Source organism: Pseudomonas sp. SORGH_AS_0199, from assembly GCF_031453735.1.
Lineage (GTDB): Bacteria > Pseudomonadota > Gammaproteobacteria > Pseudomonadales > Pseudomonadaceae > Chryseomonas > Chryseomonas aestiva.
Window position 1 is genome coordinate 254,250 of sequence record NZ_JAVJAE010000001.1, and the last position, 26,909, is coordinate 281,158.

The 26,909-nt window shown below is 67.6% G+C and carries 28 protein-coding genes; 18 read left to right on the forward strand and 10 right to left on the reverse strand.

Annotated features, from left to right (window positions below; genetic code table 11):
- Nucleotides 1-30: 30 nt before the first annotated feature.
- Nucleotides 31-612 carry a DinB family protein gene (locus QE444_RS01210; protein WP_285385685.1) on the forward strand — a complete coding sequence of 194 codons (582 nt, stop codon included), beginning with the start codon at nt 31-33 and terminating at the stop codon, nt 610-612.
- 227 nt (nt 613-839) lie between these two features.
- On the opposite strand, the gene QE444_RS01215 is transcribed toward QE444_RS01210, so the two are convergent.
- From QE444_RS01215 to dadA, 4 genes are all read right to left on the reverse strand, one after another.
- Nucleotides 840-1,394, reverse strand: a complete 555-nt coding sequence (locus tag QE444_RS01215; RefSeq protein WP_007159860.1) for a cupin domain-containing protein — start codon at nt 1,392-1,394, stop codon at nt 840-842.
- A gap of 182 nt (nt 1,395-1,576) precedes the next feature.
- Nucleotides 1,577-2,647 carry an alanine racemase gene (gene alr / locus QE444_RS01220; RefSeq protein WP_187980571.1) on the reverse strand — a complete coding sequence of 357 codons (1,071 nt, stop codon included), beginning with the start codon at nt 2,645-2,647 and terminating at the stop codon, nt 1,577-1,579.
- Between the two features lie 93 nt (nt 2,648-2,740).
- The gene (locus QE444_RS01225) at nt 2,741-3,097 is read right to left on the reverse strand and encodes a RidA family protein (protein WP_285385687.1); all 357 of its coding nucleotides are present in this window, start codon (nt 3,095-3,097) and stop codon (nt 2,741-2,743) included.
- Nucleotides 3,072-4,370 (reverse strand): D-amino acid dehydrogenase, encoded by a 1,299-nt coding sequence (gene dadA, locus QE444_RS01230; protein WP_108581632.1) that lies wholly within the window; start codon nt 4,368-4,370, stop codon nt 3,072-3,074. Before dadA ends, QE444_RS01225 begins: the two co-directional genes overlap by 26 nt.
- 157 nt (nt 4,371-4,527) lie before the next feature.
- Here dadA and QE444_RS01235 point away from each other — a divergent pair, with 157 nt between their 5' ends.
- The 11 genes from QE444_RS01235 (at nt 4,528) to QE444_RS01285 (ending at nt 15,073) form a co-directional block, all read left to right on the forward strand.
- Entirely contained in the window at nt 4,528-5,016 is a 489-nt protein-coding gene (locus QE444_RS01235) for an Lrp/AsnC ligand binding domain-containing protein (protein ID WP_007159864.1), read from the forward strand.
- A gap of 72 nt (nt 5,017-5,088) precedes the next feature.
- On the forward strand, nt 5,089-5,898 hold the full coding sequence (locus QE444_RS01240) for a class I SAM-dependent methyltransferase (RefSeq protein ID WP_285385691.1): 810 nt from the start codon (nt 5,089-5,091) through the stop codon (nt 5,896-5,898).
- A gap of 34 nt (nt 5,899-5,932) precedes the next feature.
- On the forward strand, nt 5,933-7,213 hold the full coding sequence (locus QE444_RS01245; RefSeq protein WP_273862425.1) for an FAD-binding oxidoreductase: 1,281 nt from the start codon (nt 5,933-5,935) through the stop codon (nt 7,211-7,213).
- The gene (locus tag QE444_RS01250; RefSeq protein WP_285385693.1) at nt 7,210-8,760 is read left to right on the forward strand and encodes a phospholipase D family protein; all 1,551 of its coding nucleotides are present in this window, start codon (nt 7,210-7,212) and stop codon (nt 8,758-8,760) included. Before QE444_RS01245 ends, QE444_RS01250 begins: the two co-directional genes overlap by 4 nt.
- Nucleotides 8,761-9,038: 278 nt before the next feature.
- The gene (gene bioB / locus QE444_RS01255) at nt 9,039-10,088 is read left to right on the forward strand and encodes a biotin synthase BioB (RefSeq protein WP_133862046.1); all 1,050 of its coding nucleotides are present in this window, start codon (nt 9,039-9,041) and stop codon (nt 10,086-10,088) included.
- A gap of 82 nt (nt 10,089-10,170) precedes the next feature.
- Nucleotides 10,171-11,346: an 8-amino-7-oxononanoate synthase gene (bioF, locus tag QE444_RS01260; RefSeq protein WP_309737169.1), complete on the forward strand. Its 1,176-nt coding sequence runs from the start codon at nt 10,171-10,173 to the stop codon at nt 11,344-11,346.
- Nucleotides 11,347-11,353: 7 nt separating this feature from the next.
- A complete protein-coding gene (locus QE444_RS01265) occupies nt 11,354-12,079 on the forward strand; it encodes an alpha/beta fold hydrolase (RefSeq protein WP_285385695.1) in 726 nt (241 codons plus the stop codon).
- A complete protein-coding gene (gene bioC / locus QE444_RS01270) occupies nt 12,072-12,857 on the forward strand; it encodes a malonyl-ACP O-methyltransferase BioC (RefSeq protein WP_405046395.1) in 786 nt (261 codons plus the stop codon). The genes QE444_RS01265 and bioC overlap by 8 nt, the downstream gene beginning before the upstream one ends.
- 5 nt (nt 12,858-12,862) lie before the next feature.
- Nucleotides 12,863-13,534 carry a dethiobiotin synthase gene (gene bioD / locus QE444_RS01275; protein ID WP_273862431.1) on the forward strand — a complete coding sequence of 224 codons (672 nt, stop codon included), beginning with the start codon at nt 12,863-12,865 and terminating at the stop codon, nt 13,532-13,534.
- 76 nt (nt 13,535-13,610) lie between these two features.
- Nucleotides 13,611-14,717 carry a hypothetical protein gene (locus tag QE444_RS01280; RefSeq protein ID WP_309737170.1) on the forward strand — a complete coding sequence of 369 codons (1,107 nt, stop codon included), beginning with the start codon at nt 13,611-13,613 and terminating at the stop codon, nt 14,715-14,717.
- Between the two features lie 89 nt (nt 14,718-14,806).
- Entirely contained in the window at nt 14,807-15,073 is a 267-nt protein-coding gene (locus QE444_RS01285; RefSeq protein WP_058791715.1) for a hypothetical protein, read from the forward strand.
- Between the two features lie 52 nt (nt 15,074-15,125).
- Here QE444_RS01285 and QE444_RS01290 read toward each other — a convergent pair whose 3' ends face one another.
- Entirely contained in the window at nt 15,126-17,183 is a 2,058-nt protein-coding gene (locus tag QE444_RS01290; RefSeq protein WP_133862052.1) for a methyl-accepting chemotaxis protein, read from the reverse strand.
- Nucleotides 17,184-17,363: 180 nt separating this feature from the next.
- Here QE444_RS01290 and QE444_RS01295 point away from each other — a divergent pair, with 180 nt between their 5' ends.
- Nucleotides 17,364-17,936, forward strand: coding sequence for a xanthine phosphoribosyltransferase (locus QE444_RS01295; RefSeq protein ID WP_007159876.1), 573 nt, complete (start codon nt 17,364-17,366; stop codon nt 17,934-17,936).
- Between the two features lie 3 nt (nt 17,937-17,939).
- Nucleotides 17,940-18,344, forward strand: a complete 405-nt coding sequence (locus QE444_RS01300; RefSeq protein WP_093255091.1) for a YkgJ family cysteine cluster protein — start codon at nt 17,940-17,942, stop codon at nt 18,342-18,344.
- Between the two features lie 149 nt (nt 18,345-18,493).
- Here QE444_RS01300 and QE444_RS01305 read toward each other — a convergent pair whose 3' ends face one another.
- Nucleotides 18,494-18,808 (reverse strand): YkgJ family cysteine cluster protein, encoded by a 315-nt coding sequence (locus tag QE444_RS01305; RefSeq protein ID WP_133862053.1) that lies wholly within the window; start codon nt 18,806-18,808, stop codon nt 18,494-18,496.
- Nucleotides 18,809-18,937: 129 nt separating this feature from the next.
- Between QE444_RS01305 and QE444_RS01310 the strand changes: the two genes are divergently transcribed.
- Entirely contained in the window at nt 18,938-20,641 is a 1,704-nt protein-coding gene (locus tag QE444_RS01310; RefSeq protein ID WP_133862054.1) for a penicillin-binding protein 2, read from the forward strand.
- A gap of 62 nt (nt 20,642-20,703) precedes the next feature.
- Here the strand turns inward: QE444_RS01310 and QE444_RS01315 are convergent, their stop codons facing one another.
- The 4 genes from QE444_RS01315 to znuA form a co-directional block, all read right to left on the reverse strand.
- Entirely contained in the window at nt 20,704-21,156 is a 453-nt protein-coding gene (locus QE444_RS01315; protein ID WP_133860001.1) for a thioesterase domain-containing protein, read from the reverse strand.
- Nucleotides 21,157-21,217: 61 nt separating this feature from the next.
- Nucleotides 21,218-22,612, reverse strand: coding sequence for an ATP-binding protein (locus QE444_RS01320; protein WP_133860002.1), 1,395 nt, complete (start codon nt 22,610-22,612; stop codon nt 21,218-21,220).
- Nucleotides 22,609-23,286, reverse strand: a complete 678-nt coding sequence (locus QE444_RS01325; RefSeq protein ID WP_007159882.1) for a response regulator transcription factor — start codon at nt 23,284-23,286, stop codon at nt 22,609-22,611. The genes QE444_RS01320 and QE444_RS01325 overlap by 4 nt, the downstream gene beginning before the upstream one ends.
- 518 nt (nt 23,287-23,804) lie before the next feature.
- Nucleotides 23,805-24,797 carry a zinc ABC transporter substrate-binding protein ZnuA gene (znuA, locus tag QE444_RS01330; protein ID WP_309737172.1) on the reverse strand — a complete coding sequence of 331 codons (993 nt, stop codon included), beginning with the start codon at nt 24,795-24,797 and terminating at the stop codon, nt 23,805-23,807.
- A 65-nt stretch (nt 24,798-24,862) separates the two neighbouring features.
- On the opposite strand from znuA, the gene QE444_RS01335 reads away from it, so the two are divergent.
- The 3 genes from QE444_RS01335 to znuB are packed head-to-tail and all read left to right on the forward strand — an operon-like array spanning nt 24,863 to nt 26,893.
- Nucleotides 24,863-25,348, forward strand: coding sequence for a Fur family transcriptional regulator (locus QE444_RS01335; RefSeq protein ID WP_133860004.1), 486 nt, complete (start codon nt 24,863-24,865; stop codon nt 25,346-25,348).
- A complete protein-coding gene (gene znuC / locus QE444_RS01340) occupies nt 25,345-26,115 on the forward strand; it encodes a zinc ABC transporter ATP-binding protein ZnuC (protein WP_133860005.1) in 771 nt (256 codons plus the stop codon). The genes QE444_RS01335 and znuC overlap by 4 nt, the downstream gene beginning before the upstream one ends.
- Nucleotides 26,108-26,893 (forward strand): zinc ABC transporter permease subunit ZnuB, encoded by a 786-nt coding sequence (gene znuB / locus QE444_RS01345; protein WP_133860006.1) that lies wholly within the window; start codon nt 26,108-26,110, stop codon nt 26,891-26,893. The genes znuC and znuB overlap by 8 nt, the downstream gene beginning before the upstream one ends.
- The last annotated feature ends 16 nt before the right edge of the window (nt 26,894-26,909 follow it).

The window sequence follows — 26,909 nt, forward strand, 5'->3', positions numbered from 1 at the left end:
CCTCCGCCACACCGCCGCAGGTTACAGTAGGTGTCCGCGCGCCGTGCCGAGGACCTGCCCATGACCACCACCCTGCTGCTGGCCCAGGCCTGCAACAATCGCTGGTCGAACCACCGCCTGCTGGCGGCCTGCGCCCTGCTGCCGGTCGCCGCCCTGCGGGCGCCCCAACCCGCCGCCTTCTTCGGCTCGCTCTGGGCCCTGCTCGGCCATCTGCTCGATGTCGATCGCTTCTATCTCGATGCCCTGCACGACCAGCCCCGGCCCTACCAGGATACCGCCTGGCCTGACCTGGCGACGCTGCGTGCGGCCCAGAGCGCCAGTGACCTGCGCCTCATCGCCCTGTGCCGCAACCTTGGTCCGCAGCAACTGACCCCGCTCATCACCCTGCCCCGCGCCAGCGGCCCGGTACGGGAACAGCGCCTGCGCACCCTGCAGCACCTCTTCGTGCACCAGCTGCACCACCGCGGCCAGGCCCACGCCCTGCTCCTGGCCAGCGGCGTGGCGCCGCCGCAACTGGACGAATTCTTTCTCGCCCAGGACGAACCGCTACGCCGGGCGGAGCTGGCGGCCCTGGGGATCGATGAAGGGGAGTTATGGGGGATTGGCTCGTAGGTTGGGTTGAGCGCAGCAAAGCCCAACAGGCCTTACCTCGGCGTGGCGGCGATGTTGGGCTTCGACGATGAAACTGTCTCAGCCCAACCTACGGTTTGCCCACGAATCTACCCGGCCAGCCCCCTCTCCCTCCGGGAGAGGGTTGGGGTGAGGGCCGCTCCCGCACCGGCCTCCAGGTGGAAAAGACTGCGCCGTTTTCCACCCTACAGCCGCCTTGCCGCGGGTGCTCAGAAATTCGCCGGCGTGGTCGCGCTGATCAGCCGGGCGGGGGCTTCGAAGGGATTGCGGAAGCGATGCGGGCGGCTGCTTTCGAAGTAATAGCTGTCGCCGGGTTCGAGGATGTGCACCTCGCCGCCCACGGTCAGCTCCAGGCGGCCTTCCACCACCAGGCCGGCCTCTTCGCCTTCATGGGCGTACATCTCTTCGCCGGTGTCGGCGCCGGGCGGATAGGTCTCGTCGAGAAAGGCCAGGGCGCGACTGGGATGGGCCCGACCGACCAGGCGCATGCGCACGGTGTGGGCGCCACTGGAGATGTCGATGAGCTCATTGGCGCGATAGACCACCTGGGTCGGCGTGTCCTGCTCCAGGTCCAGGGAAAAGAATTCCACCAGGGACATGGGGATGCCGGCCAGCACCTTTTTCAGCGAGCTGATGGAGGGACTGACGCTGTTCTTCTCGATCATCGAGATGGTGCTATTGGTCACCCCGGCACGCTTGGCGAGTTCGCGCTGGGAGAGGCCCTTGAGGGTACGGATGGTTTGCAGGCGGGCACCGACGTCCAAGGTGGGAAAGACTCCTCGAGCAGGCGGGTGAGACGTGGCCAGGCCACGCGCTGAAGGCGTGCCGCGGCACGGTGTTCGGCATCATGGCAACGCTGTTCGAGATTTACAACACCACGACGGACGTGCGGCCCCCGCAAGGCGTTCGCCTGGCGGCGGCAGCGCCCGGAGGCCCTGCCCAGGGCCTAGTCGCGATAGCTGCGCGCCACCCGCTTGAGATTGCACAGCAGCTGGTAGGGGATGGTGTCGCAGCGTTCCGCCAGGTCCGCCACCGACACCTGGCGGCCCCAGAATTCCACCTCGCTGCCCACCCCGGCCTGGGGATGATCGGTGAGGTCGACGGTGAGCATGTCCATGGATACCCGGCCGATCAGTTGGCCGGGACGGCCTTCGATGGCCACCGGGGTGCCATTGGGCGCGTGGCGCGGATAGCCGTCGGCATAGCCCAGGGCGACCACGCCGACCCGGGTGGGCCCGGCGGTAACGAAGCGCGCGCCATAGCCCACCGGCTCGCCGGCTGGCAGTTCGCGTACGGCGATCACCCGCGAGGTCAGGGTCATCACCGGTTGCAGTCGTTCGGCGGCAGCCTGGGGCGTAGCGAAGGGCGAGACGCCATAGAGCATCAGCCCCGGGCGCACCCAGTCACCGGCCGCCTGGGGCCAGCCCAGGGTCGCCGGCGAATTGCGCAGGCTGGTAGGTCCGGGCAGGCCCTCGGTGGCCGCGCGAAAGGTGGCGATCTGCGTCGCGGTGGCCGGGCTGTCCGGCTCGTCGGCGCGGGCGAAGTGGGTCAGCTTGACGATGCCGCTGACCTTGCCGCTGGCCAGCAGTCGCCGGTAGGCGGCGGCGTAGTCCTGGGGAAAGAAGCCGACCCGGTGCATGCCGGAATCCAGCTTCAGCCAGACCTGCAGCGGCCGCGCCAGGGTGGCCCGCTCCACCGCCTGGAGTTGCCAGTCGGCATGGATCACCGTCCAGAGCTCGTGCTCGGCAATCAGCGGCAATTCGTCGACGCCGAAGAAGCCTTCCAGCAACAGGATGGGCGCACGGATCCCGGCGGCGCGCAGCTCCAGGGCCTCCTCGATGCAAGCCACGGCGAAGCCGTCGGCTTCCTTGGCCAGGGCGCTGGCCACCGCCACGGCGCCATGGCCATAGGCATCGGCCTTGATCACCGCCAGGGCGCGGGCATCGGAGAGTTCAAGTGCCAGGCGATAGTTCTGGCGCAGGGCGGCAAGGTCGATGACGGCGCGGGCGGGACGCATGGGAGGTCTCGGCAAAGGAAGCGTGAGGGAAAGGAGGGCTGGACAGCGCCCTCACCCCGGCCCTCTCCCAGGGGGAGAGGGGGAACAGCGGTCTTAGGCCTTGACGGCGGCGATGACGTTCATTTCCACCAGGATGTCCGGCTTGGCCAGCTTGGCTTCGACGGTGGTGCGACCCGGGGTGGCGCCCTGGGCGGCCCATTCGTCCCAGGCGCGATTCATGCCCTCGAAGTGCAGGGCGATGTCGCGCAGGAAGATGGTCACCACCAAGATGTGCTGCTTGTCGCTGCCGGCCTCGGCGAGGAATTTGTCGATGTTGGCCAGGGTCTCGCGGGTCTGCTGGTAGATGTCGCCGGAAAGGTCGTCGGCCAGCTGGCCGGCCAGGTAGACGGTGCCGTTGTGGATATTGATTTCGCTGAGGCGGCGATCAGTGTGCAGACGCTGTACGGGCATTGCGCGGGGACTCCTGGGTAGCGGAATAACGGGAGATGTCGAGACCCTCGGCGCTGATCTGCGGCTGCTTGCGGGCGATCAGATCGGCCAGTAGGCGACCGGAGCCGCAGGCCATGGTCCAGCCCAGCGTCCCGTGCCCGGTATTGAGGAACAGGTTGCGATAGCGGGTGGCACCGACGATGGGGGTCCCGTCCGGGGTGGCGGGTCGCAGACCGGTCCAGAAGCTGGCCCGGGCGAGGTCGCCGCCGCGAGGATAGAGGTCGCCGGTGATCATTTCCAGGGTCGCGCGGCGGCGCGGATCCAGGTTCAGGTCGAAGCCGCAGATCTCGGCCATGCCGCCGACGCGGATGCGATCGTCGAAGCGGGTGATGGCGACCTTGTAGGTCTCGTCGAGGATGGTCGAGGTCGGCGCCATGGCGGCATCGACGATGGGCACCGTCAGCGAATAGCCCTTGAGCGGATAGACCGGCGCGCGAATGCCCAGGGGCGCCAGCAGCTGCGGCGAATAGCTGCCTAAGGCCAGGACGTAGTGATCGGCGGTGAGCAGTTCGCCATCGACCCTGACGCCGTCGATGCGATCGCCATTGGCGCTGAGTTGCTGGATCTCGGCGCCGAAGCGGAACTCCACGCCCAGGCGGCGGGCTTCCTCGGCCAGGCGATTGGTGAACAGGAAGCAGTCGCCGGTCTGGTCGTTGGGCAGGCGCAGGCCGCCGGCCAGCTTGTGCTTGACCGCCGCCAGCGCCGGTTCGACCCGGGCCACACCGTCGCGGTCGAGCAGCTCGAAGGGCACGCCGGAGCGCTCCAGCACGGCGATGTCCTTGGCCGCGGCCTCCACCTGCTGCTGGGTGCGGAAGATCTGGGTGGTGCCCAGCTGGCGGCCTTCGTAGGCAATGCCGGTGTCCTGGCGCAACTCGTCGAGGCAGTCGCGGCTGTATTCGGACAGCCGCACCATGCGTTCCTTGTTGACCGCATAGCGGGCCGCGGTGCAGTTGCGCAGCATCTGCGCCATCCACAGGTACTGGCTGCTGTCGCCGGTCAGGCGGATGGCCAGAGGCGCGTGCTTCTGGAACAGCCACTTCAGCGCCTTGAGCGGTACGCCGGGCGCGGCCCAGGGCGAGGCATAGCCAGGCGAGACCTGACCGGCGTTGGCATGGCTGGTCTCCAGCGCGGGACCGGCCTGGCGATCGACCACGACCACCTCGAAACCCTGACGGGCCAGATAGTAGGCGCTGGTCGTGCCGATGACGCCGCTACCCAAAACCAGTACACGCATCGCTAGCTCCTGGCCGGCGAGAGGATTTCGCCGGCTTTCGTCGGAATGAAGGCAGATACGGCAAGTATAGAAAGCCGCTCGCAGTGCTAATCACTGAAGAATTGCCTATATTCGGAGTAATTTTCCGGTAAAGACCCCTTTGGCAGAGACCCCCGCGATGCGTACCCATCACCAGGCCAGACGCGAGCTGGACAAGATCGACCGCAACATCCTGCGCATCCTCCAGGACGATGGCCGCATCTCCTTCACCGAGCTGGGCGAACGGGTGGGGCTGTCCACCACGCCCTGCACCGAGCGCGTCCGTCGCCTGGAGCGCGAGGGCATCATCCAGGGCTACAACGCCCGCCTCAATCCGCAGCACCTCAAGGCCGGGCTGCTGGTGTTCGTCGAGCTGAGCCTGGACTACAAGTCCGGCGACACCTTCGAGGAATTCCGCCGCGCCGTGCTCAAGCTGCCCCAGGTGCTGGAATGCCATCTGGTCTCCGGCGAATTCGACTACCTGGTCAAGGCGCGCATCTCCGAGATGGCCTCCTATCGCAAGCTGCTCGGCGACATCCTGCTCAAGCTGCCCCATGTGCGCGAATCCAAGAGCTACATCGTGATGGAAGAGATCAAGGAGACCCTGAGTCTGCCGGTGCCGGATTAGCGCGCGCTTGGCGATCCCGGCGCCGGGCGTCTAGGCTGCGCTCTTTCGTCAGATCGCCAAGCAGGCCACGCCATGGATCCCCGCCAACGCCAATTCATCACCGCCGCCAATCGCCAGGCCTGGGAGCTGTCGGCGCCGCTCCATGCCCGGGGCGAGGACTGGGAGACTCTGCTGAAACAGGTCCGGCAACCCGGCTTCTCGGTCCTGGATGACTGCCTGACCGCCACCCTCACCGCACTGGACATCCGCGGCCTGAGTTGCGCCCAGGTCGGCTGCAACAACGCCCGCGAATTGCTCTCCCTGGCCAGCCTTGGCGGCCGTCCCGCGCTGGGCATAGACCAGTCGCCGGCCTTTCTCGCCCAGGGCGAGCAGCTGGCCGCGGCGGCGGGCCTGGCGCCGCGACTGGTGGCGGCCGACATCTATGCCCTGCCCGCCGGGCTCGGCCAGCACGACCTGGTGCTGATCACCATTGGCGTATTGAACTGGATGCCGGACCTGCCGGCCTTCTTCGCCGCGGTGCAAGGCCTGCTGGCCCCGGGTGGGCGCCTGGTGATCTACGAGACCCATCCCTTCCTGGAAGTCTTCGAGCCCCAGGCGGACCAGCCGCTGGTGCCGCGCTACAGCTACTTCCGCCGCGAGCCGCTGGTGAGCGACCACCTCATCGCCTACGACGGCGTGGATCACGGCCAGGGCGCGCCGAGCTACTGGCACATCCACACCCTGGGCGCCATCGTCACCGCCTGCCTGGATGCCGGCCTAAGGTTGCAACGGCTGGAAGAGCATCCACACTCCAATCGCGAGGTCGACTACGACCTCTATCAAAACCAGGACGCCCAGTTGCCGATGAGTTTCACCTTGGTAGCCGGGCGCCCCGCGGCTTAGGATTGCGCCTTCGCCAGGTCAGCCAGACGTCGCCATGCAGCCCCACGCGCCTTCCTACTACGCCGCCACCGCCAATCTGGAACTGGACTTTCCGCCCCTGGAGGGCGAGGTCCAAACGGATGTCTGCGTGGTCGGCGGTGGCTTTTCCGGGCTCAATACCGCCCTGGAACTGGCCGAGCGCGGCGCCCGGGTGGTGCTGCTGGAAGCCCGCCGCATCGGCTGGGGCGCCAGCGGCCGCAACGGCGGCCAACTGATCCGCGGCGTCGGCCATGACGTCGAGCAATTCGAACCAGTCATCGGCACCGAGGGGGTGCGCGAACTCAAGCGCCTGGGCTTCGAGGCGGTGGACCTGGTGCGTCAGCGCATCGCCCGCCATGGCATCGACTGCGCTCTCACCTGGGGCTTCGCCGACCTGGCCAACAAGCCGCGCCACTGGCAGCACCTGCAGGAAGAGCATGCCGCGCTGCGGGCCCTGGGCTATCCCCATCCGCTGCGCCTGGTGCCCAAGGCCCGGCTGGCCGAGGTGGTCGGCTCCGACCGCTACCAGGGCGCTATGGTGGACGAGGGCTCCGGCCACCTGCATCCGCTCAATCTGGCTCTCGGCGAAGCTGCCGCGGCCCGGGCGCTGGGCGTGCAACTGCACGAAGACAGCCAGGTCACCCGCCTGGAATACGGCCCCCGGGTGCGCGTCCACACCGCCCGCGGCCGGGTCTCGGCCGATACCCTGGTGCTCTGCTGCAACGCCTATATCGACGACCTGCAACCCGATCTCGCCGCCCAGGTCCTGCCGGCCGGCAGCTATGTGATCGCCACCGAGCCGCTGTCCGCCGAACGCGCCGCGCGCCTGCTGCCAGGCAATCGCGCGGTCTGCGACCAGAACGTGGCGGTGGACTACTTCCGCCTTTCCGCCGACCGCCGCCTGCTGTTCGGCGGCGCCTGCCACTATTCCGGACGCGATCCCAGGGACATCGCCGGCTACATGCGGCCGAAGATGCTGGAGGTCTTCCCCGAACTCGCGGACGTGCGGGTGGACTACGCCTGGGGCGGCATGATCGGCATCGGCGCCAATCGCCTGCCGCAGATCGGCCGGCTGCGCGAGCACCCCAATGTCTTCCATGCCCAGGCCTATGCCGGTCATGGGGTCAACGCTACCCACCTGGCCGGTCACCTGCTGGCCGAGGCGATCCTCGCCCAGTCGGCCGGTTTCGACCTGTTCGCCCGGGTGCCCCATGCGCGCTTTCCCGGCGGTCGCCACCTGAGGTCGCCGCTGCTGGCCCTGGGCATGCTCTGGTATCGCCTCAAGGACAGCCTGTGATCCGCCTGGTCGTGCCCCTGCTGCTGGCGCTGCTGGCCGGCTGCGCCACGCCGATTCCGCGCCACGCCTCTCAGGTCCTGCCGGTCGCCGGCACCGCCCTGGACAGCCAGGTGCGCATGGCCGGCGCCACCCATCCGGGCCTGTCGGGTCTGCGTCTGCTGGAAACCAGCACCGACGCCTTCACCGCTCGCGCCGAGCTGATCCGCAAGGCTCAGCGCAGCCTGGACATCCAGTACTACATCGTCCACGACGGCCTGACCACGCGGCTGCTGGTCAACGAACTGCTCAAGGCGGCGGATCGCGGCGTGCGCATCCGCTTTCTCATCGACGACACCAGCAGCGACGGCAACGACTACCAGATCGCCGTGCTGGCGGCCCATCCCAATGTGCAGATCCGCGTCTTCAATCCGCTGCACCTGGGCCGCAGCACCGGTCCGACCCGGGCCCTGGGCCGCCTGGTGGATCTCAACCATCAGCACCGCCGCATGCACAACAAGCTGTGGCTGGCCGACGACAGCGTGGCCATCGTCGGCGGCCGCAACCTGGGCGACGAGTACTTCGATGCCCGCCCGGAGATGAACTTCACCGATCTCGACCTGCTCGCCGCCGGCCCGGTGGCACGCCAGCTGGGCACCAGCTTCGACCAGTACTGGAACAGTCCGCTGAGCCAGCCGGCCCGGCGGCTGCGCTGGTTCGTCCCCTCGCCCACCGCCCTGATGCGGCTGCGCGCGCGGCTGCATCACTACCTCGACAGCGAACGCACCCGCGACCTGGCGCTGTACAACCGCCTGCGCCGCTACGCCACCGCGCCCCAGCTCGACGGCTGGCTGCGGGAGCTGACCTGGGCCCACGCCCACGCGTTCTGGGATGCGCCGCGCAAGGTGCTGGCCGAGGACGAACCGGACTGGCAACTGCTGCTCACCCATCAGCTGCAACCGACCCTGGACGGCGCCCAGCGCGAACTGCTGCTGGTCTCCTCCTACTTCGTGCCGATGAATCAGGGGGTCGCCTACCTGGGTGGCCTGGCCGCCCGCGGCGTCGATGTCCGGGTGCTGACCAACGCCCTGGAAGCCACCGACGTACCCGCCGTGCACGCCGGCTATGCGCCCTATCGCGCGGCCCTGCTGGCCCAGGGGGTCAGGCTCTATGAGTTGCGCGCCCGCCCGGACCAGAAACGCTCCGCCCTGCCCTACAGCTTTGGCGAATCCGAATCCAGTCTGCACAGCAAGGCCATGGCCATCGACGGGCGCTGGTCCTTCATCGGCTCCTTCAATTTCGATCCGCGCTCGGTGCTGTGGAACACCGAGGTCGGCATCCTGGTGGACAGCCCGGCCCTCACCGGTCGCCTGCGCCAGCTGATGCTGCAGGGCATGGACCCGAGCGTCTCCTATGCGGTCAAGCGTGTCGAGGATCGCGGGCAGGTGCGGCTGGAGTGGGTCAGCGAGCGCGACGGCCAGCCCCGGGTGCTGCACCACGAACCGGGCAGCGCCTGGCGGCGCTTCAACGCCTGGGTGGTCAAGGCGGTGGGGCTGGAGCGGATGCTCTAGGCTTCGCCCTCACCCCAACCTTCGCCCAAAGGGAGAGGGGATTAGCGCGTAGGTTGGGTTGGGACAGCTGCACCGTCGAAGCCCAACAACCAGCACCGTGCCAGCCCTGTTGGGCTTCACTAGCGCTCAACCCAACCTACGACTCCATCAATCTCCCTGCAAAAAATCCGGCAATTGCTCATTTTATGAGCAGTAGTCAACCCGGACTTCCGCTAAGGTCGACCGCATTCATCGGCCCTGCTCCGGCACCTGGCCGCCCCCTGCATCGAGGATCTCCCATGAGCGCTACCGCCCTGCGTCACGACTGGACTCTCGCCGAAGTCCGCGCCCTGTTCCAGCAGCCCTTCAACGACCTGCTGTTCCAGGCCCAGGGCGTGCATCGCCAGCACTTCGATCCCAATCGCGTGCAGGTCTCCACCCTGCTGTCGATCAAGACCGGCGCCTGCCCGGAAGACTGCAAGTACTGCCCCCAGTCCGGCCACTACAACACCGGCCTGGAAAAGGAAAAGCTGATGGAGGTGCAGAAGGTGCTGGAGGCGGCCGCCGAGGCCAAGGCCATCGGCTCGACCCGCTTCTGCATGGGCGCTGCCTGGAAACACCCGTCCGCCAAGGACATGCCCTATGTCCTGCAGATGGTGCAAGGCGTCAAGGCGCTGGGCCTGGAGACCTGCATGACCCTCGGCCGCCTGGACCAGGAGCAGACCCGCGCCCTGGCCGACGCCGGCCTGGACTACTACAACCACAACCTGGACACCTCGCCGGAGTTCTACGGCAGCATCATCACCACCCGCACCTACGGCGAGCGCCTGCAGACCCTGGCCTACGTCCGCGAAGCCGGGATGAAGATCTGCTCCGGCGGCATCCTCGGCATGGGCGAGTCGGTGGACGACCGCGCCGGCCTGCTGATCCAGCTGGCCAACCTGCCTGAGCATCCCGAGTCGGTGCCGATCAACATGCTGGTCAAGGTCCAGGGCACCCCGCTGGCCGACGAGAAGGACGTCGATCCCTTCGACTTCATCCGCACCCTGGCGGTGGCACGCATCCTCATGCCCAAGTCCCATGTGCGCCTGTCCGCCGGTCGCGAGCAGATGAACGAGCAGATGCAGTCCCTGGCCTTCCTGGCCGGCGCCAACTCCATCTTCTACGGCGAAAAGCTGCTGACCACAGGCAACCCCCAGGCCGACAAGGACATGCAGCTGTTCGCCCGCCTGGGCATCCAGCCCGAAGCCCGCGAAGAGCACGCCGACGAGGTGCACCAGGCCGCCATCGAGCAGGCCCTGGTGGAACAGCGCAACGGCGAACTCTTCTACGACGCCGCCACTGCCTGACCCCGCGCTCCCTCCTGCTCTTCCCCCTCTCCCCCTGGGAGAGGGCTGGGGTGAGGGGCCTTGCCACCTGATCGAGAACCCCATGGCCTTCGACCTCGCCGCCCGCCTGGCCCAGCGTCACGCCGAGCACCTCTATCGGCGCCGCCCGCTGCTGGAAGCGCCCCAGGGCCCCGAGGTGGTGGTGGATGGCGAACACCTGCTGGCCTTCTGCAGCAATGACTACCTGGGCCTGGCCAATCACCCCCAGGTGATCGCCGCCCTGCGCGCGGGCGCCGAGCGCTGGGGGGTGGGGGGTGGCGCCTCGCACCTGGTGATCGGCCACAGCGGTCCGCACCACCAGGTCGAAGAGGCCCTGGCCGAACTCACCGGGCGGCCGCGCGCCCTGCTGTTCTCCACCGGCTACATGGCCAACCTGGCGGCGGTCACCGCCCTGGTCGGGCGTGGCGACACGGTGCTGGAGGACCGCCTCAACCACGCCTCCCTGCTCGATGCCGGCCTGCTCAGCGGCGCGCGATTCGGCCGCTATCTGCACAACGATCCCGCTAGCCTGGCCACGCGCCTGGCCAAGGCCGAAGGCGACACCCTGGTGGTCACCGACGGGGTCTTCAGCATGGATGGCGATCTGGCCGCCCTGCCCGAACTCTGCCAGGTCGCCCAGCGTCACGGCGCCTGGACCCTGGTGGACGATGCCCACGGCATCGGCACCCTGGGCGCCAGCGGTGGCGGCATCGTCGAGCATTTCGGCCTGGACCAGAGTCAGGTCCCGGTGCTGGTCGGCACGCTGGGCAAGGCCTGCGGCACCGCCGGGGCCTTTGTCGCCGGCAACGAAGCGCTGATCGAGACCCTGATCCAGTTCGCTCGGCCCTACATCTACACCACCAGCCAGCCGCCGGCGGTAGCCTGCGCCACCCTCGCCGCCCTGCAGCTCGTCCGTGAGGAAGGCTGGCGCCGTGAGCTTCTGCACACTTTGATCCAGAGATTCCGCAGGGGCGCGACGGCTCTCGGCCTGGACCTTATGCTCAGCGCCACGCCGATCCAGCCCATCCTGGTCGGCGACAGCGCGCGCGCCCTCGCACTCTCCGCCGCCCTGCGCCGACGCGGGATCCTGGTCACCGCCATCCGACCGCCCACCGTACCGGCCGGCAGTGCCCGCCTGCGGGTAACCCTGACGGCGGCCCATCGCGAAGCGCACGTGGACCTCTTGCTCGACGCTCTGGCCCAGGCCATGGCCGAATTACCGCCTGACGCGGATAAGTGACCGACCCATGCGCGATACCCTGATCTTGCTGCCCGGCTGGGGCCTGGGCAACGCTCCGCTGGAGCCCCTGCGTGACGAACTCGTCGAGCAGGCACCCTTTCTCGACGTGCTGATCGAACCGCTGCCGACCCTGACCGACACCCAGGCCTGGTTCACCGACCTGGAAGCCCGCATCGCCGAGGGCGGCTGGCTGGCCGGCTGGTCGCTGGGCGGCATGCTCGCCAGCGAATTCACCCTGCGCCGCCCCCAGGGCGTGCACGGCCTCATCACCCTGGCCAGCAATCCCTGCTTCGTCGCCCGCGCCGGCTGGCAGACCGCCATGGCGCGCAGCGTCTTCACCGATTTCTTCGAGGCCTGCTCGCTGGACGCCGACCAGACCCTCAGGCGTTTCACCCTGCTGGTGGCCCAGGGCGCGCGCGACAGCCGCACCCTTGCCCGCCAGTTGCAGGTGACCCTGCCCGAGATCGACCCCGAGGTGGTCATCGCCGGTCTGGAGCTGCTCGCGCGCCTGGACACCCGCGCCGCCCTGCAGGCCTTCAGCGGTCCCCAGCTGCACCTGTTCGGCGCCCATGACGCTCTGGTCCCGGCGACGGCTGCCCAGGCCCTGCGCGAAGAGCTGCCCAACGCCCAGGTCGAGGTCCTGGAGCACGCCAGCCATGGCCTGCCCCTGGAACGCCCGGACGAGGTGGCCAACCGTATCCGTGAATTCATCTATGCAGGACGCGATGGCTGACGTATTGCCCGACAAGCGCCAGGTGGCGCTGTCCTTTTCCCGCGCCGCCGCGCAGTACGACGGCGCCGCCCTGCTGCAACGCCGGGTCGCCGACGGCCTGCTCGCCCGGCTACCCGTTCTGCATCCGCAACGCTGGCTGGATCTGGGCAGTGGCACCGGCTATTGCAGCCGCGTCCTGGCCCAGCGCCATCCGCAGGCCCAAAGCCTGGCCCTGGACCTAGCGCCCGGCATGCTCCGCCATGCCCGTGCCCAGGGCGCCGGTGCCGGCCACTACCTGACCGCCGACGCCGAACGCCTGCCGCTGCGCGACGCCTGCTGCGATCTCGTCCTCTCCAGTCTGGCCCTGCAATGGTGCCCGGACCTGCCCGCCGTGCTCGCCGAGGCGCGCCGCATCCTGCGGCCAGGCGGTGTGCTGGCCTTCAGCAGCCTGGTCGCCGGCACCCTCGACGAACTGCGCCAGAGCTGGGCCCGGGTGGACGACCAGGTGCACGTCAATCGCTTCCGTCAGCAGGCGGCCTATGCCGCAGCCGCCCAGGCCAGCGGCCTGCAGGTGCTGACGCTGGAGGTCGCACCCGAGCGGCTGCACTTCCCCGATCTGCGCGCCCTGACCCAGCACCTCAAGGCCATCGGCGCCCACAACCTCAACCAGGGGCGCCCCCAGGGCCTCACCGGGCGCCAGCGCCTGGCCGCCTTCACCCAGGCTTACGAGGGCCTGCGCGAGCCCGCTGGCCTGCCCGCCACCTACCAAGTGATCCACGTCCTGCTGCGCAAGGAATGACCGCCATGCCCGCCTATTTCGTCACCGGCACCGACACCGAGATCGGCAAGACCACCATCGCCGCCGGGCTGCTGCACCGAGCCCGGCTGCAGGGCCTCGCCACCGCCGGGATCAAGCCGGTGGCCTCCGGGTGCGAGCGCACCGCCGAGGGACTGCGCAACGGCGATGCCCTGGCGCTGCTCGGCGAGACCTCGCTACCGCTCGGCTACAGCGACATCAATCCCATCGCCCTGGAACCCGCCATCGCCCCGCACCTGGCGGCCCGCGAAGCCGGCATCGACCTCAGCGTCGCCGCCCTGGCTGCACCGGTGCGGCGGATACTGGCGCTGCAGGCCGATTTCAGCCTGGTGGAAGGCGCCGGTGGCTGGCGCGTGCCCCTGGCCGGCCGCGAGTCCCTGTCCGATCTGGCCCGCGAGCTGGGTCTGCCGGTGATCCTGGTGGTGGGAGTACGCCTGGGCTGCATCAACCACGCCCTGCTCAGCGCCGAGGCCATCCTCGCCGACGGCCTGCCACTGGCCGGCTGGGTGGCCAATCTGGTGGCCCCGGCCACCCTGCGTCTGGACGACAACCTCGCCACCCTGCACGAACGCCTGCCGGCGCCCTGCCTGGGCACGGTGCCGCACCTGGCCGCGGCCACCCCTGCCGCAGTCGCCGCGCACCTGCGCCTGCCGGGCTGATATCAGTCTTTCGGGCGATGGCCGCAGGGCCAGGCCGGCGGCAGACTGCCCTGTCTACCGCTGCCGGATCGCCCCAGTGCCTACCTTCAAATTCCTGACCTGCCTGGGCCTGCTCGGCCTGACCAGCCATGCCTGGGCGCTGGACAACCAGACCCTCGTGGAGCAGCGCGGCGAGCGCCTCGGCGCCTTCCTGACCCAGGAACCCGATACCCGCCAGGGCACCCTGGAGGTCAGCCAGAGCGGTCGTGCCAGCCAGGCCTATCTCACCCAGAGCGCCTCCCAGGGCGACCGCACCCGCGTCGAGCAGGGCGGCGTCGGCAACTTCACCAATGTCACCCAGGCGGCCGGAGGTGCGCGCGAGGTCCTCATCGACCAGCGCGAGGCCAGCCAGAGCCACGCCTATGTCTATCAGGGCCATGGCCAGCGCAACACGGTGGACATCGTCCAGCGCGGCCTGCTCGACGAAGCCCTGGTACGCCAGGGCGGTGACGATCAGCGGCTGCGCATCGAGCAACAGGGCGAGCGCAACGAACTGAATCTGTTCCAGGATGGTCGCGACAGCGCCGCGCGACTCAGGCAGGTGGGCGACGATCATGTCCAGGACGTACTGAGCCTGGGCGCGCGCAACGAGGTCGAGCTGCTGCAGGGCGGCGGTGCCAATCGGGCGGTGGTCGAGCAGCGGGGTGACGACAACCGGGCGACGATTCGCCAGAGCACGCGACAGCAGGACGCGGAGCTGGTCCAGATCGGCCAGCGCAACAGCGCGGCGGTGCAGCAGAACAGCCGCGCCGATCGCCCCCAGAGCGTCAGCGTGCGCCAGCTGGGCGACGACAACGCGGTCCAGGCGAGCGTGACCGGCAATGGCAATCGCCTCGAACTGCAACAGCAGGGCCAGCGCAACAGCGCCGGCGTCCTGATCGGCGGTAACGATTCCCACCTGACCCTGGCTGCCCATGGCAACGACAACGAGATCAGTGCGGTCTGGGTCGGCGACAACGTCGAACTCGGCGTCGAGCAGGTGGGCGACGGCCATCTCCTGCAGGCGGGGCTGGCCAGCGATGCCCGGGTCAGCGCCAGCCAGCAGGGCGCTGGCCAGTACGCCTCGATCAGTCAGGCAAGCCCAGGCAACGGCCTCGATCTGCGCCAGAGCGGCCAGGGCAACCGGGCGACCATCCGGCAATAGCCGGACACAGGCGGCGACACGGACTGCTGGTTCTTTGGCGTCAAAGCTGCTTCAATAGCCCTTTGACATCACCGTCGAGGACCCTGTCCATGAACGTGACATCAAGCAATTCGCTCTATGCCGGGGTGCAGGCCTACCAGAACGGTAGCCGTACGGTCGAAAAGGCCGGTGCCGCCCTCGCCTCCCAGACGGCGCGCAACGAGCAGCAAGCCCTGGGCGCGACCACCAACAGCCAGGCCGATCTGGCCAGCGAACTGGTCAATCTGGATGTCGGCAAGTACCAGGCGCTGGCCGGTACCAAGGTCATGCAGGCCTCGCAGGAAACCCTGGGCCGGCTGCTCGATACCCGCGCCTGATCAGCCATTCCGTGAGTGGAAGGGGCGCCCTGAGAGGCGCCCCTTCTGCGCTCTAGCCCAGGCGGAAACGGGTGGTGTTGGCTGTCAGGGTGCGACTGCCCGCCTCCAGACCCACCGCCGTACTCTGCACCGTGCGCGCGTTGCCGAGCAGATCGGCCGCGGCCCCATCGACCTGCTGGATGTTGCCACTGACCTGATCGGCGGTGACCGCCTGCTGCTCGGCGGCGGTGGCTATCTGCACCAGGGTGTCGGAGACGCCCTGTACCGACTCGGCGATCTCTTCCAGTCGCCGTCCCAGCCCGGTGATCGACTGGGCGTCGCTGGCGGCCTGGCCACAGGCATCCTGCATCAGGGACACGGCCTGGGCCACGGTGCCGCTCAGGCTGCCGACGGTCCCGGCGATCTGCGCCGTGGAGGCCTGGGTACGCTGCGACAGCGAACGCACCTCGTCGGCGACCACTGCAAAACCCCTTCCCTGATCACCCGCCCGGGCCGCCTCGATGGCGGCGTTGAGCGCCAGCAGGTTGGTCTGTTCGGCGATGCCGCGGATGACGTCCACCACCTGCTGGATCTGCCCGGCCTGGGCATTGACCTGGGCCATGGCCCCAGCCGTCTCGTCCAGGCGCTGGTTGAGGCGCTGAATGTTGGCCGTGGTCTGGCGACTGTCGCTCTGGCTGGCCTCAGCGATGCCGCGCATCTGCTCGGCGCGGCCGGCGGCCTCTTCGCAACTCCGCGCCACGCCTTGGGCGGTCGCGGCCAGTTCGGTGGCCGCGGTGGCGATCTGGGTGATCTGCTGGCGTTGGGCTTCGACAGCGCCCAGCGCCGCCTCGGCCTGTTGACCCAGTTCGCCGGAAGCCGTGCCCACCTGGCGACTCTCCTGCTCGACCGCCTGCAGGCTGCCGCGCAGCTGCACCACGGCCAGGTCCAGAGCGCGCCCGATCTCGGCCAATTCGTCCTCGCCACTCACCTGCGCCGAGCGGGTCAGATCGCCATCGCGCAGGCCTTCGGCCAGGGTGGTGATGCGCCGCGCACTGCCGCGAATGGCAGCCTGCATGCACAGCAGCAGATAGCAGGTCACCACCAGCAGCAGACCGAAGCCGGCGGCGATGGCGCCAAAGCTGCGCACGGCATCGGCGCCATAGTATTGCAGCCGTTGATCCAGGTTCTTCAGGGTCTGCTGGCGGAAGGTCTGCAGACCCTGAAGAACCCCGTCCAGGGTGGCTTCGAACTGCTCCGGCTTGAGCGTGATCTCGCCGCCGAACACCCCCTGATCGAGGGTCTTGAGACTGGCGTCCAGCTGGCTGCTGACCTTCTGGTAGTCGTCCTTCCAGCCGGCCATGTCGGCGGGCAGCTTGTTGCCGAGCAAGACAGCGACCTTGGCCAGGCTCTCGCTGGAGTCACCGACACGCGCGCGCAGGTCGCGCAGCTGCAGGCGGCTCTGCAGGCTGAACTGGCCGGAGACCACGCTGGCCTGGCCGACGCTGGCCAGGCGGCCGAGGCGTTCGTACAACTCGACCGACTGGGTGGTGCCGATCTGCATCAGCAGATAGGTTTCCAGCCAGGGATCGAGGATGAGGCCACTGTCCAGGGCAATTTCCTCGCGCAGCGCCTGGACGGCGCCTAGGGCGGCGGTGAATCTGTCGTAGCCGTCCGGCCACCAGCCCAGGCCGCGCAGATCCGCGACCTCGAGCCCGGCGAGCGCCTGCTGTAGGGTTTTGAAGCGGGCCTGCACATCCGCGCCAGCCCCTTCGATCTCCAGTTGCTGTCCGAGCCGGGCGAGCCGCTCGCGACGACTATCGTTGCGACTCTCCAGGGCGGCGATGGCGGCCTGCACGGCCGGCGTCTCCTGGCGACTGGTGTCGATCGCCTTCCAGCGCGCGGTCAGGTTGCGCCGGAGGGTGAGTTCTTCTTCCACGGCGTCGAGCCGTTGCAGCAGCCGCACACCACTGTGCTCGCCACTGACGGTGGCCAGCTTGGCCTGGAAATCGGCGCCCAGCAGCCAGAGACTGACCGCCAGGGGCAGGATGAACAGCACGAGTAGCAGGGCGAACTTGCGGGCAAAGCCGAACTGGCTCAATACGCGAATCCCCGGTGACAACAAAACACCCATGTTCGACCACTCCTGTGCCAGCCACCGGCAAGCGTTCGCTATCCGTTGCGGATAGCTATAAGACGATTTGTCGGCAAACTAACGACTTTCTTGAAAGATAGGGCACAATCGCCGCCCTCCCGTATTCCCAGACCCGGTCCTGTACTCAGGCCCGGGCGTTGCCGTTAAAGGACCGTCCGCGTGGAACGCCTCAAAGCCAAGATTCGCAGCGAAGGCCAAGTACTCTCCGAGCAGGTGCTCAAGGTCGATGCCTTCCTCAACCACCAGATCGATCCGGCGCTGATGCGCGACATCGGTCAGGAGTTCGCCCGCCGCTTCGCCGACGCCGGCATCACCAAGATCGTGACCATCGAAGCCTCGGGGATCGCCCCGGCGGTGCTGACCGGACTGGAGCTGGGCGTGCCGGTGATCTTTGCCCGCAAGCACCAGTCACTGACCCTGACCGACAACCTGCTGGTGGCTAGCGTCTACTCCTTTACCAAGCAGACGGAAAGTACGATCGCCGTCTCTACCATGCACCTTTCGTCCGACGATCGGGTGCTGATCATCGACGACTTCCTCGCCAACGGCAAGGCGGCCAAGGCGCTGATCTCCATCATCGGTCAGGCCGGGGCCCAGGTCGTAGGTCTGGGCATCGTCATCGAGAAGTCCTTCCAAGTCGGTCGCGCCGAACTGGATGCCCAGGGCTATCGCGTCGAATCCCTAGCCCGTGTCGCCTCCCTGGCCGATGGTCAGGTCACCTTCGCCGAGTAAGCCATGGCTCAGATACTGCGCATTCTCGGTGCCGATCTCGATCGCACCGAAACCTGGATCCGTTACGACAAGGCCATGTGCCTGGACTGCGTGTCCAGCTGCTGCACCCTGCCGGTGGAAGCCCGCCTGTCCGATCTGATCCGCATGGGCGTGGTGGATGAGTTCGAGAAGGGCGAGCCGCTCAAGGACATCGCCAAGCGGCTCAAGAAGGACGGCGTGGTCGAACGCCTCAACGCCAAGACCGGGTTGTTCACCCTGGTGCGGTTGTCCAACAACGACTGCATCTATCTGCATCCCAAGACGCGGCTGTGCACCATATACGACCAGCGTCCGGAAACCTGCCGCAACCACCCAAGGGTCGGTCCGCGTCCGAACTATTGCGCCTACAAGCCGCAAAAGCTGCGTTGAGGCTCTGATCGCGGCCATGGGCCCACGATCAGCCCTGTAGCGTGGAAAACCGCGCAACGTTTTTTTCCACAGGCCGCTCGCCAATACCAAGTGGATAAGGCTGGCGCCGTTATCCACCCTGTACACACCTGATCACGGCCAGGGCGACGCTAGAATTCGCCGCTCTCCATCGCCCTTTTCATGTCCGCCCGTTCTTCCAGGCATTCCGGACCGGCCATGTCGAAGATCCGGCAGACCCAGGGGCGTACCTCGTAGATGCTGCAGTTCATCTGCTCACGATCCAGGGCCGCGCACCAGCCGTCGTCGAGACGCCTCATGCGGGTGCCGGTCCAGTCCTCCTCGATGTAGCGGGCAGGCACGCCGACATCGTCGAACAGCAGGACTTCCTGGCGGCAGCACCAGGCCTGACAGCTCTCGCAGGTCACAATAGGGGTGGAAAGGTCGTGCAGGGGGATGTCGCTCATGTACGCAGTGTACCGCCCTTGACCGCCCAGCGGTTTCCGGCCGATGGCTGGACCAGTTACCATGCGCGTCCCTGACGGTTGTAACCAGTTGTGACCATGCCCAAGCCCTCTTCTCGCGCAGGAGCCGCCATGACGGCCGCACCCCGCTATCGCTTCTATGTCGTGGTCGCCGTGCTGATCCTGCTGACCTGCGTGGTCGCCGGCCGCATCACCTACCTCAAGCTGATCGACGCCGCCTTCCTCGGCGACCAGGGCGACCGCCGCTCGGTGCGCCACATTCCCATTCCGGTCACCCGCGGCATGATCACCGACCGCAACGGTGCGCCTCTAGCGGTTTCCACCGAGGTGGTGACCATCTGGTGCAATCCAGCCGAGATGCAGGACAGCGCCGACCAGTTGGGTCGCCTGGCCCAGGCCATCCACAAGCCCGAAGCCGAGTTGCGCAACCTGATCCTCGGCCATCCGGAAAAGCACTTCCTCTACCTGGCCCGGGCGCTGTCGCCCATCGATGGCGAGAACATCATGGCCCTTGGCGTGCCCGGGGTACGCCAGATCAAGGAATACAAGCGCTATTACCCCAGCTCCGACCTGGTAGCCCAGGTGATCGGCATGGTCAACATCGACGGCCATGGCCAGGAGGGACTGGAACTCGGCTTCGAGGACTGGCTGGCTGGCAAGGGCGGCGTGCGCGAGGTGCTGATCAATCCGCGTGGCTCGGTGGTCAAGAACATCCGCGTAGTGCGCCAGCCGCAACCGAGCAAAGACGTCGCCCTGTCCATCGACCTACGCCTGCAATTCATTGCCTATCGCGCCCTGCAGACCGCGGTGGAGAAGTTCGGCGCCCAGTCCGGGTCGGCGGTGCTGGTCAATCCCAAGACCGGCCAGATCCTGGCGATGACCAACTTCCCCTCCTACAACCCCAACAACCGCGCAACCCTGCAGATCCCCAACATGCGCAACCGCACCCTGACCGACGCCTTCGAGCCCGGTTCGGTGATCAAGCCGTTCAGCATGTCGGTGGCCCTTGCCTCGGGCAAGTTCAACGAGAACAGCACCGTGGACGTGGCGCCGGGCTGGATGACCATCGACGGTCATACCATCCACGACGTGGCCAAGCGCGGCGTACTGACCATGACCGGCGTGCTGCTCAACTCCTCCAACATCGGCATGAGCAAGGTGGCCCTGCAGATCGGGCCGCTGCCCATCTACGAACAGCTCAGCCGGGTCGGCTTCGGCAACCCCCTGGCACTGGGCTTCCCGGGCGAGAACGCCGGCTACCTGCCCGGCCACACCAAGTGGTCGCAGATCGCCACGGCCAGTATGTCCTTTGGCTACAGCCTGGCGGTCAACGTCGCCGAACTGGCCCAGGCCTATTCGGTGATCGCCAACGACGGCCAGCTGACGCCCCTGACCCTGCTCAAGGACCAGAAGCAGCAGAGCGTCCAGGCCATGGACCCGACCATCGCCCGGCGCATTCGCATGATGCTCAACCATGTGGTGGAAGACGACGGTGGCGTGATCCGCGCCCGGGTGCCCGGCTATCACGTGGCCGGCAAGTCGGGTACCGCGCGTAAGGCCGGCTCCGGCAGCTACACCGAGCATGCCTATCGTTCGATGTTCGTCGGCATGGCACCGGCGGCCGATCCCAAGCTGGTGCTGGCGGTGATGCTGGATACCCCGACCAAGGAAGGCTACTTCGGCGGCCTGGTTTCGGCGCCGACCTTCAGCGAGATCATGTCCGGCGCCCTGCGGGCCCTGGCCGTGCCGCCGGACAACCTGCCCGACACCAATACCGCCCAGCAGGCGAAGTCCGAGCCGCACCCCCACGGCTAGTCGGGGAACGGCCACAAAAAAGGGCGACCCCAGGGTCGCCCTTTTGCATGCCGCGCCCGCTGTCAGCGGTGCAGCACGTACTGACCGATAAAGCGCACCCCATCCTCACCGCTCTCCGTGACGATGCGCGACTGCAGGGTGATGCGCGCGCGACCGCGGCGACGGAAGGTGGTCTCGAAGCGCTCCCAGGCGCGGGCTTCGGGCGGTTCGCCATAGGCCAGGGCGTCGGCGGTGATGGGCCGTGGATAGCTGATCTGGCCTTCCTGGATGAGGATGTGGCCTTCTTCGATGCCGGCTTCGCGCAGACGCAGGTACAGCCAGCCCCAGCCGGCCAGTACGGCCACGCAATAGAGACTGCCGCCGAACATGGTGCTGGCGTGGTTGATGTTGGCATCCAGCGGAGCATGCAGCTGCAGGCGCTGCTCGCTCCAGTCGCGGACTTCCAGGCCCAGGGCCTTGGTGATGGGAATATCGTGGTGCAACAGGGATTCGAGGTGACGGCAGTCGCGGCTCATGCCGGGGTCCTTACAGACAGAATTTCACTATCAGGAGCAGACGCAAGCCATGACCCATGGGTCACGTCCTGGCGCCATTGTGCACCAAGGAAGGCCGCTCCGGGGAAATCGCCGCCGGCAGGCGGAAGCGGATACGGGCGCCGCCCAGACTCGACTCGTCGATGGTCAGGCTGCTGCGATAGCCTTCGAGGATGTCCTGGACCACCGCCAGGCCGATACCCTGTCCCGGGTGCCGGCTGTCCATGCGCATGCCGCGGCGCAGCACGCTTTCGCGCCGTTCGGCTGGGATGCCCGGGCCGTCGTCCTCGATGTCGAGCACCCAGTGCTCGGTATGGCGGCGGGCGCTGACCCGCACCTGGGTCAGGCAGAGCCGATAGGCGTTTTCCAGGAGATTGCCGAACACCTCCAGCATGGCGGCTTCCTCGGCCTGCACCCGCAGATTCGGCGGCAGGTCCATTTCGGCCTGAACGCGTTTCTCGGCATAGACCTTGTCCAGGGTGCTGAACAGGGAGTCCAGCAGCGGCGCCAGTTCCAGCGGCCGGCTGAGCACCGCGCCGCCCTGGCGGGTGGCCCGCTGCAACTGGTACATCACCTGCTGGTTCATGCGCTCGATCTGGGTCTGCAGGGTGCCGACCTCCTGATCCAGCTGCGGCTGCCGGCGCAACTCTTCGGTCACCCCCTGCAACACCGCCAAGGGGGTCTTCAGGCTGTGGGCCAGATCACCCAGGGTGTCGCGGTAGCGCTCGCGTTGCAGCCGTTCGTGATCGAGCAGGCGGTTGAGCGAGCGGATCAGGCGGCTGATCTCGCTGGGCACGTTCTTTTCGTCGAGCAGCTCACGCTGGTCGGTTTCCACGGCGTCCAGCTGCTGGCTGAGGCGGCGCAGCGGTCTCAGGCTCCACTGCATGACCAGGGCCAGCAATACCAGCAGCGCACCCAGCACCCCGACCAGCCAGAGAATCACCTGATGCACGAAGGTCGCGCGCAGCCGTTCGTATTCCTCGGCCGGCTGCATGGTGACCACGCTGAAGCCGGCCACCGGCGGATTGCCCAGCAGCACCTCGCGATCGAAGACGAAGAAGCCCTGGCCCTGGTCATCGGTGGCCTTGACCAGCTTGACCCCGCCGCCGTCGAAGGTCGGCCGGTAGTTGGGCCGCTCCTTGATCGCCGAGCGCGAGCGCCAGAGCAGGCGACCGTTCTGGTCGTAGACATAGCCGAGGATCGGCGAACCGGGTCGGTCGAAGACCTCCTCGGCGATCATCTCCGGCATCGCCAGGCGCCCGTCGATGGCTCGCGCCGCGCCGATCAGGGTGTTGGCGTTGGCCTCCAGCCGCGCGGCGACGAAGTTTTCCACGGTACGGTCGAAGGCATTGCGGATCGCCGGCACGATCAGCGCCAGGCAGACGATCACCAGCAGCGCCGCGCTGAGCAGCAGCCGCACGCGAAAGGAACGGATCACTGGCAGCGCTCGGTGAACAGGTAGCCGCGGCCCCGGACCGTTTCGATGGGTTGCATCTGGCAGCTGGCTTCCAGCTTGCGCCGCAGGCGGCCGACCAGCACCTCGATGACGTTGCTGTCATGCTCGCCGTCATCGTCGTAGAGCTGCTCCATGAGCCGCTCCTTGGTGATCACCTGCTGGTGGTTGCGCATCAGGTATTCCAGCAGCCGGTATTCGTAGGCGGTCAGCTGCAGCGGCTGTTCTTCGTTGAAGGCCTGCTGGCGGCCCAGATCCAGCTTCAGCGAGCCGGCGCGGATGCTCGGCTGGACGAAACCCGCTGAGCGGCGCAGCAGCACATTGAGGCGCGCCTCCAGCTCTTCGAACTGGAAGGGCTTGACCACGTAGTCGTCCGCCCCGGCACCGAGGCCCTCGACCTTGTCCTGCCAGCTGCCGCGGGCCGTAAGGATGAGGATCGGCAGGGTGGCACCCTGGTTGCGCAGCTGACGGATCAGATCGAGGCCGCTCATGCCGGGCAGGCCCAGGTCGATGATGGCGAGATCGTGGTGGAATTCGCGGGCGCTGTAGAGCGCTTCTTCCGCATCGGCCACGGCATTGACGACATGACCGGCTTCACCCAGACGCACCTTGAGGTGGTGGCGCAGCAGGTTTTCGTCTTCGACGACGAGGATCTTCATGCAGACTCCTGAACAGCTAACGAGACTCTCTGTGGCTGCGACCGCACGTAGCTCACGCTGCGCGCAGCGACGCCCCGGCACCGATTATGGCGGCTTTGGCGGGCTGACGGCGAGCGCGGGGAATATATGGACGGCGTCACTCACTTTATTCCAGGCAAAAAAAACCTCTCCAGTTGGAGAGGTAAGGAGCACTTCATGGGGATCGGAAACTGCCGTTGGGGGACGGCTCCGTCGCGAGACGGCTACAGGGGACCAGAGCTGACTTGGTGACCCTGCAGTGGAGTTACAAGGATGAACATCGCCAGGTCGGGTCGAAGTGTCCAGACGATCTGCCGTAGCGGGAGCTGCGCTAGGGTGAACATGTCCGGGCGACCTCGGCGTTGCTGATCTGACAGTTGCAGATTAGGCCAATGGCCCTGAACGCTGCCTGAACTCGTCCTGAACGCAAGCTGAACGGCCGCGAAGTGGCCCGAGAGCGACGGATGGCAGCGGTTACCGATCCGTCGCCCGGCGGAGGGTCAGGGCAGCTTGCCCAGGCAGCCGCCCAGGGTGTCGGCCACGTTCTGCAGGACCTGGACATAGCCTTCAGCGCCGGCCGGAATGTGCGCGCCGAGGGGATCGAGCTCCACCAGGGTCACCGGCAGACCGCTGCTCAGAGTGGTGGCGATCTTTGGCTGCAGCGGCGGCTCGGTGAAGACGCAGGTCGGGCCGGCGGCCTTGAGTTCTTCGCGCATGGCGGCTACGTGACGGGCACCGGGCTGGACGTCGGCGCCCAAGGCGAAGACGCCGCGATGGCTCAGGCCATAGGCTTCCTCGAAATAGTCGAACGCCTCGTGAAAGACGAAATAGGGCTTGCCGGCCAGCGGCGCCAATTGGGTGCGCAAGCTCTGATCCTTGGCGGCCAGTGCGCTTTCGAAGGTCTTGAGGTTGGCTGCGTAGCGTTGCGCATTGGCCGGATCGGCCTGGCTCAGGTCGGCGGCCAGCCGGGTGGCGATCACCCGGGCATTGGCCGGGCTCAGCCAGAGATGGGCATCCAGGCTGCCCGGACGATGGTCGTGGTCGTGGGCGTATTCCGGTTCGCCGCCCTGTTCATCACCGTGCGCATGCCCGTGCTCGTGCTCGTGCTCGTGCTCATCGCCGTGATCGTCGTCATGGGCGTTCGCATGCTCTGCGCCGAAGCGGCGCAGATGCAGGCCGGGCAATTCCTGGATGGCCAGGCTGGGACCCTGGCGTTCCTTAAGCACCGCCGGCAGGAAGGTCTCCAGATCCGGGCCGATCCAGTAGACCAGGTTGGCCTCGCGCACCTGGCGCAGGTCCGAGGGCCGCAGGGCGTAATGGTGCGGCGAGGCGCCCGGTGGCAGCAGCACAGCCGGCTGACCGGCGCCGTCCTGGATGGCCGCGGCGATCAGTTGCAGGGGTTTGATGCTGGTCAGCACCTTCACCTCGGCCTGGGCGGGCAGCAGGGTGCAGGCGAGCAGCAGGGAGGCGACGAGGGGTAGGAGGCGCGGCACGTGAAAATCCCGATTCTTAAGAGAGGTGCAATATAATAACGTCCTGGCTCTCAAGGTACTGTTTCATGTCCGACGCCCCCCTGGCCTTTCGGCCCCACGATCATTCGCGCTGCGTCGCCCACGCGCTGGCCGAGGCCGACACACTCTGCAGCCGCGCCGGCGTGCGCCTCACCGACCTGCGCAAGCGGGTGCTGGAGCTGGTCTGGCAAAGCCACAAGCCGCTTGGCGCCTACGACATCCTGGCCGTGCTCAGCGAGCAGGACGGCCGCCGAGCCGCGCCACCCACCGTCTACCGGGCGCTGGATTTCCTGGTCGAGAACGGCCTGGTGCACCGCATCGCCTCGCTCAACGCCTTCGTCGGCTGCAACCATCCCGGCGAAGCCCACCAGGGCCAGTTCCTGATCTGCCGCAGCTGTCAGGTGAGCATCGAGCTGGAACAGCCGGCGGTGCACCAGGCCATCCTCGACGGCGCCAGCGCCGTGGGCTTCCAGGTGGAAGGCCAGACCGTGGAAGTGGTCGGTCAGTGCGCCGCCTGCCGGAAGCAGGCATGAGCGAGGCGCTGATCCGGCTGCAGGATGTCGGCGTGACCTTTGCCGGGCAGGCGGTGCTCGACCAGGTCAGCCTGACCCTGGACCCCGGCCGCATCGTCACCCTCATCGGCCCCAATGGCGCCGGCAAGACCACCCTAGTGCGCAGCGTGCTCGGCCTGCTCACGCCCGATCGCGGCAGTGTCTGGCGTCGCCCGCGGCTGCGCATTGGCTACATGCCGCAGAAGCTGCAGGTGGATGCCACCCTGCCACTGTCGGTGCTGCGTTTCCTGCGCCTGGTGCCGGGCGTGAATCGCGCCAGTGCCCTGGCCGCCCTGGGTGAGGTAGGCGCCGAGGGCGTCATCGACAGTCCCCTGCAGAGCATTTCCGGCGGCGAGCTGCAGCGGGTGCTGCTGGCCCGCGCGCTGCTTCGCCAGCCCGAACTGCTGGTGCTCGACGAGCCCGTGCAGGGCGTCGACATCAACGGCCAGAGCGAGCTGTACCGACTGATCGGCCAGTTGCGCGAGCGCCATGGCTGCGGCGTGCTGATGGTCTCCCACGACCTGCATCTGGTGATGGGCGCCACCGACCAGGTGATCTGCCTGAATCGCCACATTTGCTGCTCCGGCCATCCCGAGCAGGTCAGCGGCGATCCGGCCTATCAGGCGCTGTTCGGCCAGAGTGCGCGCAACCTCGCCGTCTATCACCATCACCACGATCACGCCCACGACCTGCATGGCAGCGTGGTCAAGACCCCGCATGTCCATGGAGCCCACTGCAAGCATGGCTGATTTCCTGCTGTATGCCCTGCTCGCTGGTCTCGCCCTCGCCCTCGTTGCCGGTCCCCTCGGCTCCTTCGTGGTCTGGCGGCGCATGGCCTATTTCGGCGACACCCTGTCCCACGCCGCCCTGCTCGGGGTCGCCGTGGGCTTCCTGCTGGATGTCAGTCCGACCCTGACCGTCACCGTCGGCTGCCTGGCATTGGCCGTGGTGCTGGTGGTGCTGCAGCGCCGCCGCGGCCTGGCCGCCGACACCCTGCTGGGCATCCTTGCCCACAGCACCTTGTCGCTGGGGCTGGTGGCGCTGTCGTTCATGCACGAGGTGCGCATCGACCTGATGAGCTACCTGTTCGGCGATCTGCTGGCGGTGGGCCCGGCCGATCTGCGCTGGATCCTTGGCGGCAGCGCCGTGGTGCTGGTGGCCCTGGCCTGCCTGTGGCGTCCGCTGCTGGCCATCACCGTGCACGAGGAGCTGGCCCAGGTCGAAGGCCTGCCGGTGACCTGGATCCGCCTGGCGCTGATGCTGCTGGTGGCCATCGTCATCGCCGTGGCCATGAAGATCGTCGGGGTGCTGCTGATCACCTCGCTGCTGATCATTCCCGCCGCCACCGCCCAGCGCCATGCCCGCAGCCCCGAGCAGATGGCCTGTGGCGCCAGCCTGCTGGGCATGGCCGCGGTCTGCCTGGGCCTGACCCTGTCCTGGTACCAGGACACGCCGGCCGGCCCCTCGGTGGTGGTGGCCGCCGCCGGGATGTTCCTGCTGGGCTACCTCCTGCCCCGCCGCGCCTAGAGACCACTCAAAGTCT

What these genes read in the sequence shown, in the direction of transcription:
- QE444_RS01285 (WP_058791715.1), top strand. Translation starts at nt 14,807, where the DNA reads ATGAACGTGACATCAAGCAATTCGCTCTATGCCGGGGTGCAGGCCTAC.
- QE444_RS01225 (WP_285385687.1), bottom strand. Translation starts at nt 3,097, where the DNA reads ATGCCCGTACAGCGTCTGCACACTGATCGCCGCCTCAGCGAAATCAAT.
- bioC (WP_405046395.1), top strand. Translation starts at nt 12,072, where the DNA reads ATGGCTGACGTATTGCCCGACAAGCGCCAGGTGGCGCTGTCCTTTTCC.
- bioD (WP_273862431.1), top strand. Translation starts at nt 12,863, where the DNA reads ATGCCCGCCTATTTCGTCACCGGCACCGACACCGAGATCGGCAAGACC.
- QE444_RS01245 (WP_273862425.1), top strand. Translation starts at nt 5,933, where the DNA reads ATGCAGCCCCACGCGCCTTCCTACTACGCCGCCACCGCCAATCTGGAA.
- QE444_RS01265 (WP_285385695.1), top strand. Translation starts at nt 11,354, where the DNA reads ATGCGCGATACCCTGATCTTGCTGCCCGGCTGGGGCCTGGGCAACGCT.
- QE444_RS01335 (WP_133860004.1), top strand. Translation starts at nt 24,863, where the DNA reads ATGTCCGACGCCCCCCTGGCCTTTCGGCCCCACGATCATTCGCGCTGC.
- QE444_RS01310 (WP_133862054.1), top strand. Translation starts at nt 18,938, where the DNA reads ATGACGGCCGCACCCCGCTATCGCTTCTATGTCGTGGTCGCCGTGCTG.
- QE444_RS01235 (WP_007159864.1), top strand. Translation starts at nt 4,528, where the DNA reads ATGCGTACCCATCACCAGGCCAGACGCGAGCTGGACAAGATCGACCGC.
- znuB (WP_133860006.1), top strand. Translation starts at nt 26,108, where the DNA reads ATGGCTGATTTCCTGCTGTATGCCCTGCTCGCTGGTCTCGCCCTCGCC.
- QE444_RS01290 (WP_133862052.1), bottom strand. Translation starts at nt 17,183, where the DNA reads ATGGGTGTTTTGTTGTCACCGGGGATTCGCGTATTGAGCCAGTTCGGC.
- znuC (WP_133860005.1), top strand. Translation starts at nt 25,345, where the DNA reads ATGAGCGAGGCGCTGATCCGGCTGCAGGATGTCGGCGTGACCTTTGCC.
- bioB (WP_133862046.1), top strand. Translation starts at nt 9,039, where the DNA reads ATGAGCGCTACCGCCCTGCGTCACGACTGGACTCTCGCCGAAGTCCGC.
- dadA (WP_108581632.1), bottom strand. Translation starts at nt 4,370, where the DNA reads ATGCGTGTACTGGTTTTGGGTAGCGGCGTCATCGGCACGACCAGCGCC.
- alr (WP_187980571.1), bottom strand. Translation starts at nt 2,647, where the DNA reads ATGCGTCCCGCCCGCGCCGTCATCGACCTTGCCGCCCTGCGCCAGAAC.
- QE444_RS01325 (WP_007159882.1), bottom strand. Translation starts at nt 23,286, where the DNA reads ATGAAGATCCTCGTCGTCGAAGACGAAAACCTGCTGCGCCACCACCTC.
- bioF (WP_309737169.1), top strand. Translation starts at nt 10,171, where the DNA reads ATGGCCTTCGACCTCGCCGCCCGCCTGGCCCAGCGTCACGCCGAGCAC.
- QE444_RS01315 (WP_133860001.1), bottom strand. Translation starts at nt 21,156, where the DNA reads ATGAGCCGCGACTGCCGTCACCTCGAATCCCTGTTGCACCACGATATT.
- QE444_RS01305 (WP_133862053.1), bottom strand. Translation starts at nt 18,808, where the DNA reads ATGAGCGACATCCCCCTGCACGACCTTTCCACCCCTATTGTGACCTGC.
- QE444_RS01300 (WP_093255091.1), top strand. Translation starts at nt 17,940, where the DNA reads ATGGCTCAGATACTGCGCATTCTCGGTGCCGATCTCGATCGCACCGAA.
- QE444_RS01240 (WP_285385691.1), top strand. Translation starts at nt 5,089, where the DNA reads ATGGATCCCCGCCAACGCCAATTCATCACCGCCGCCAATCGCCAGGCC.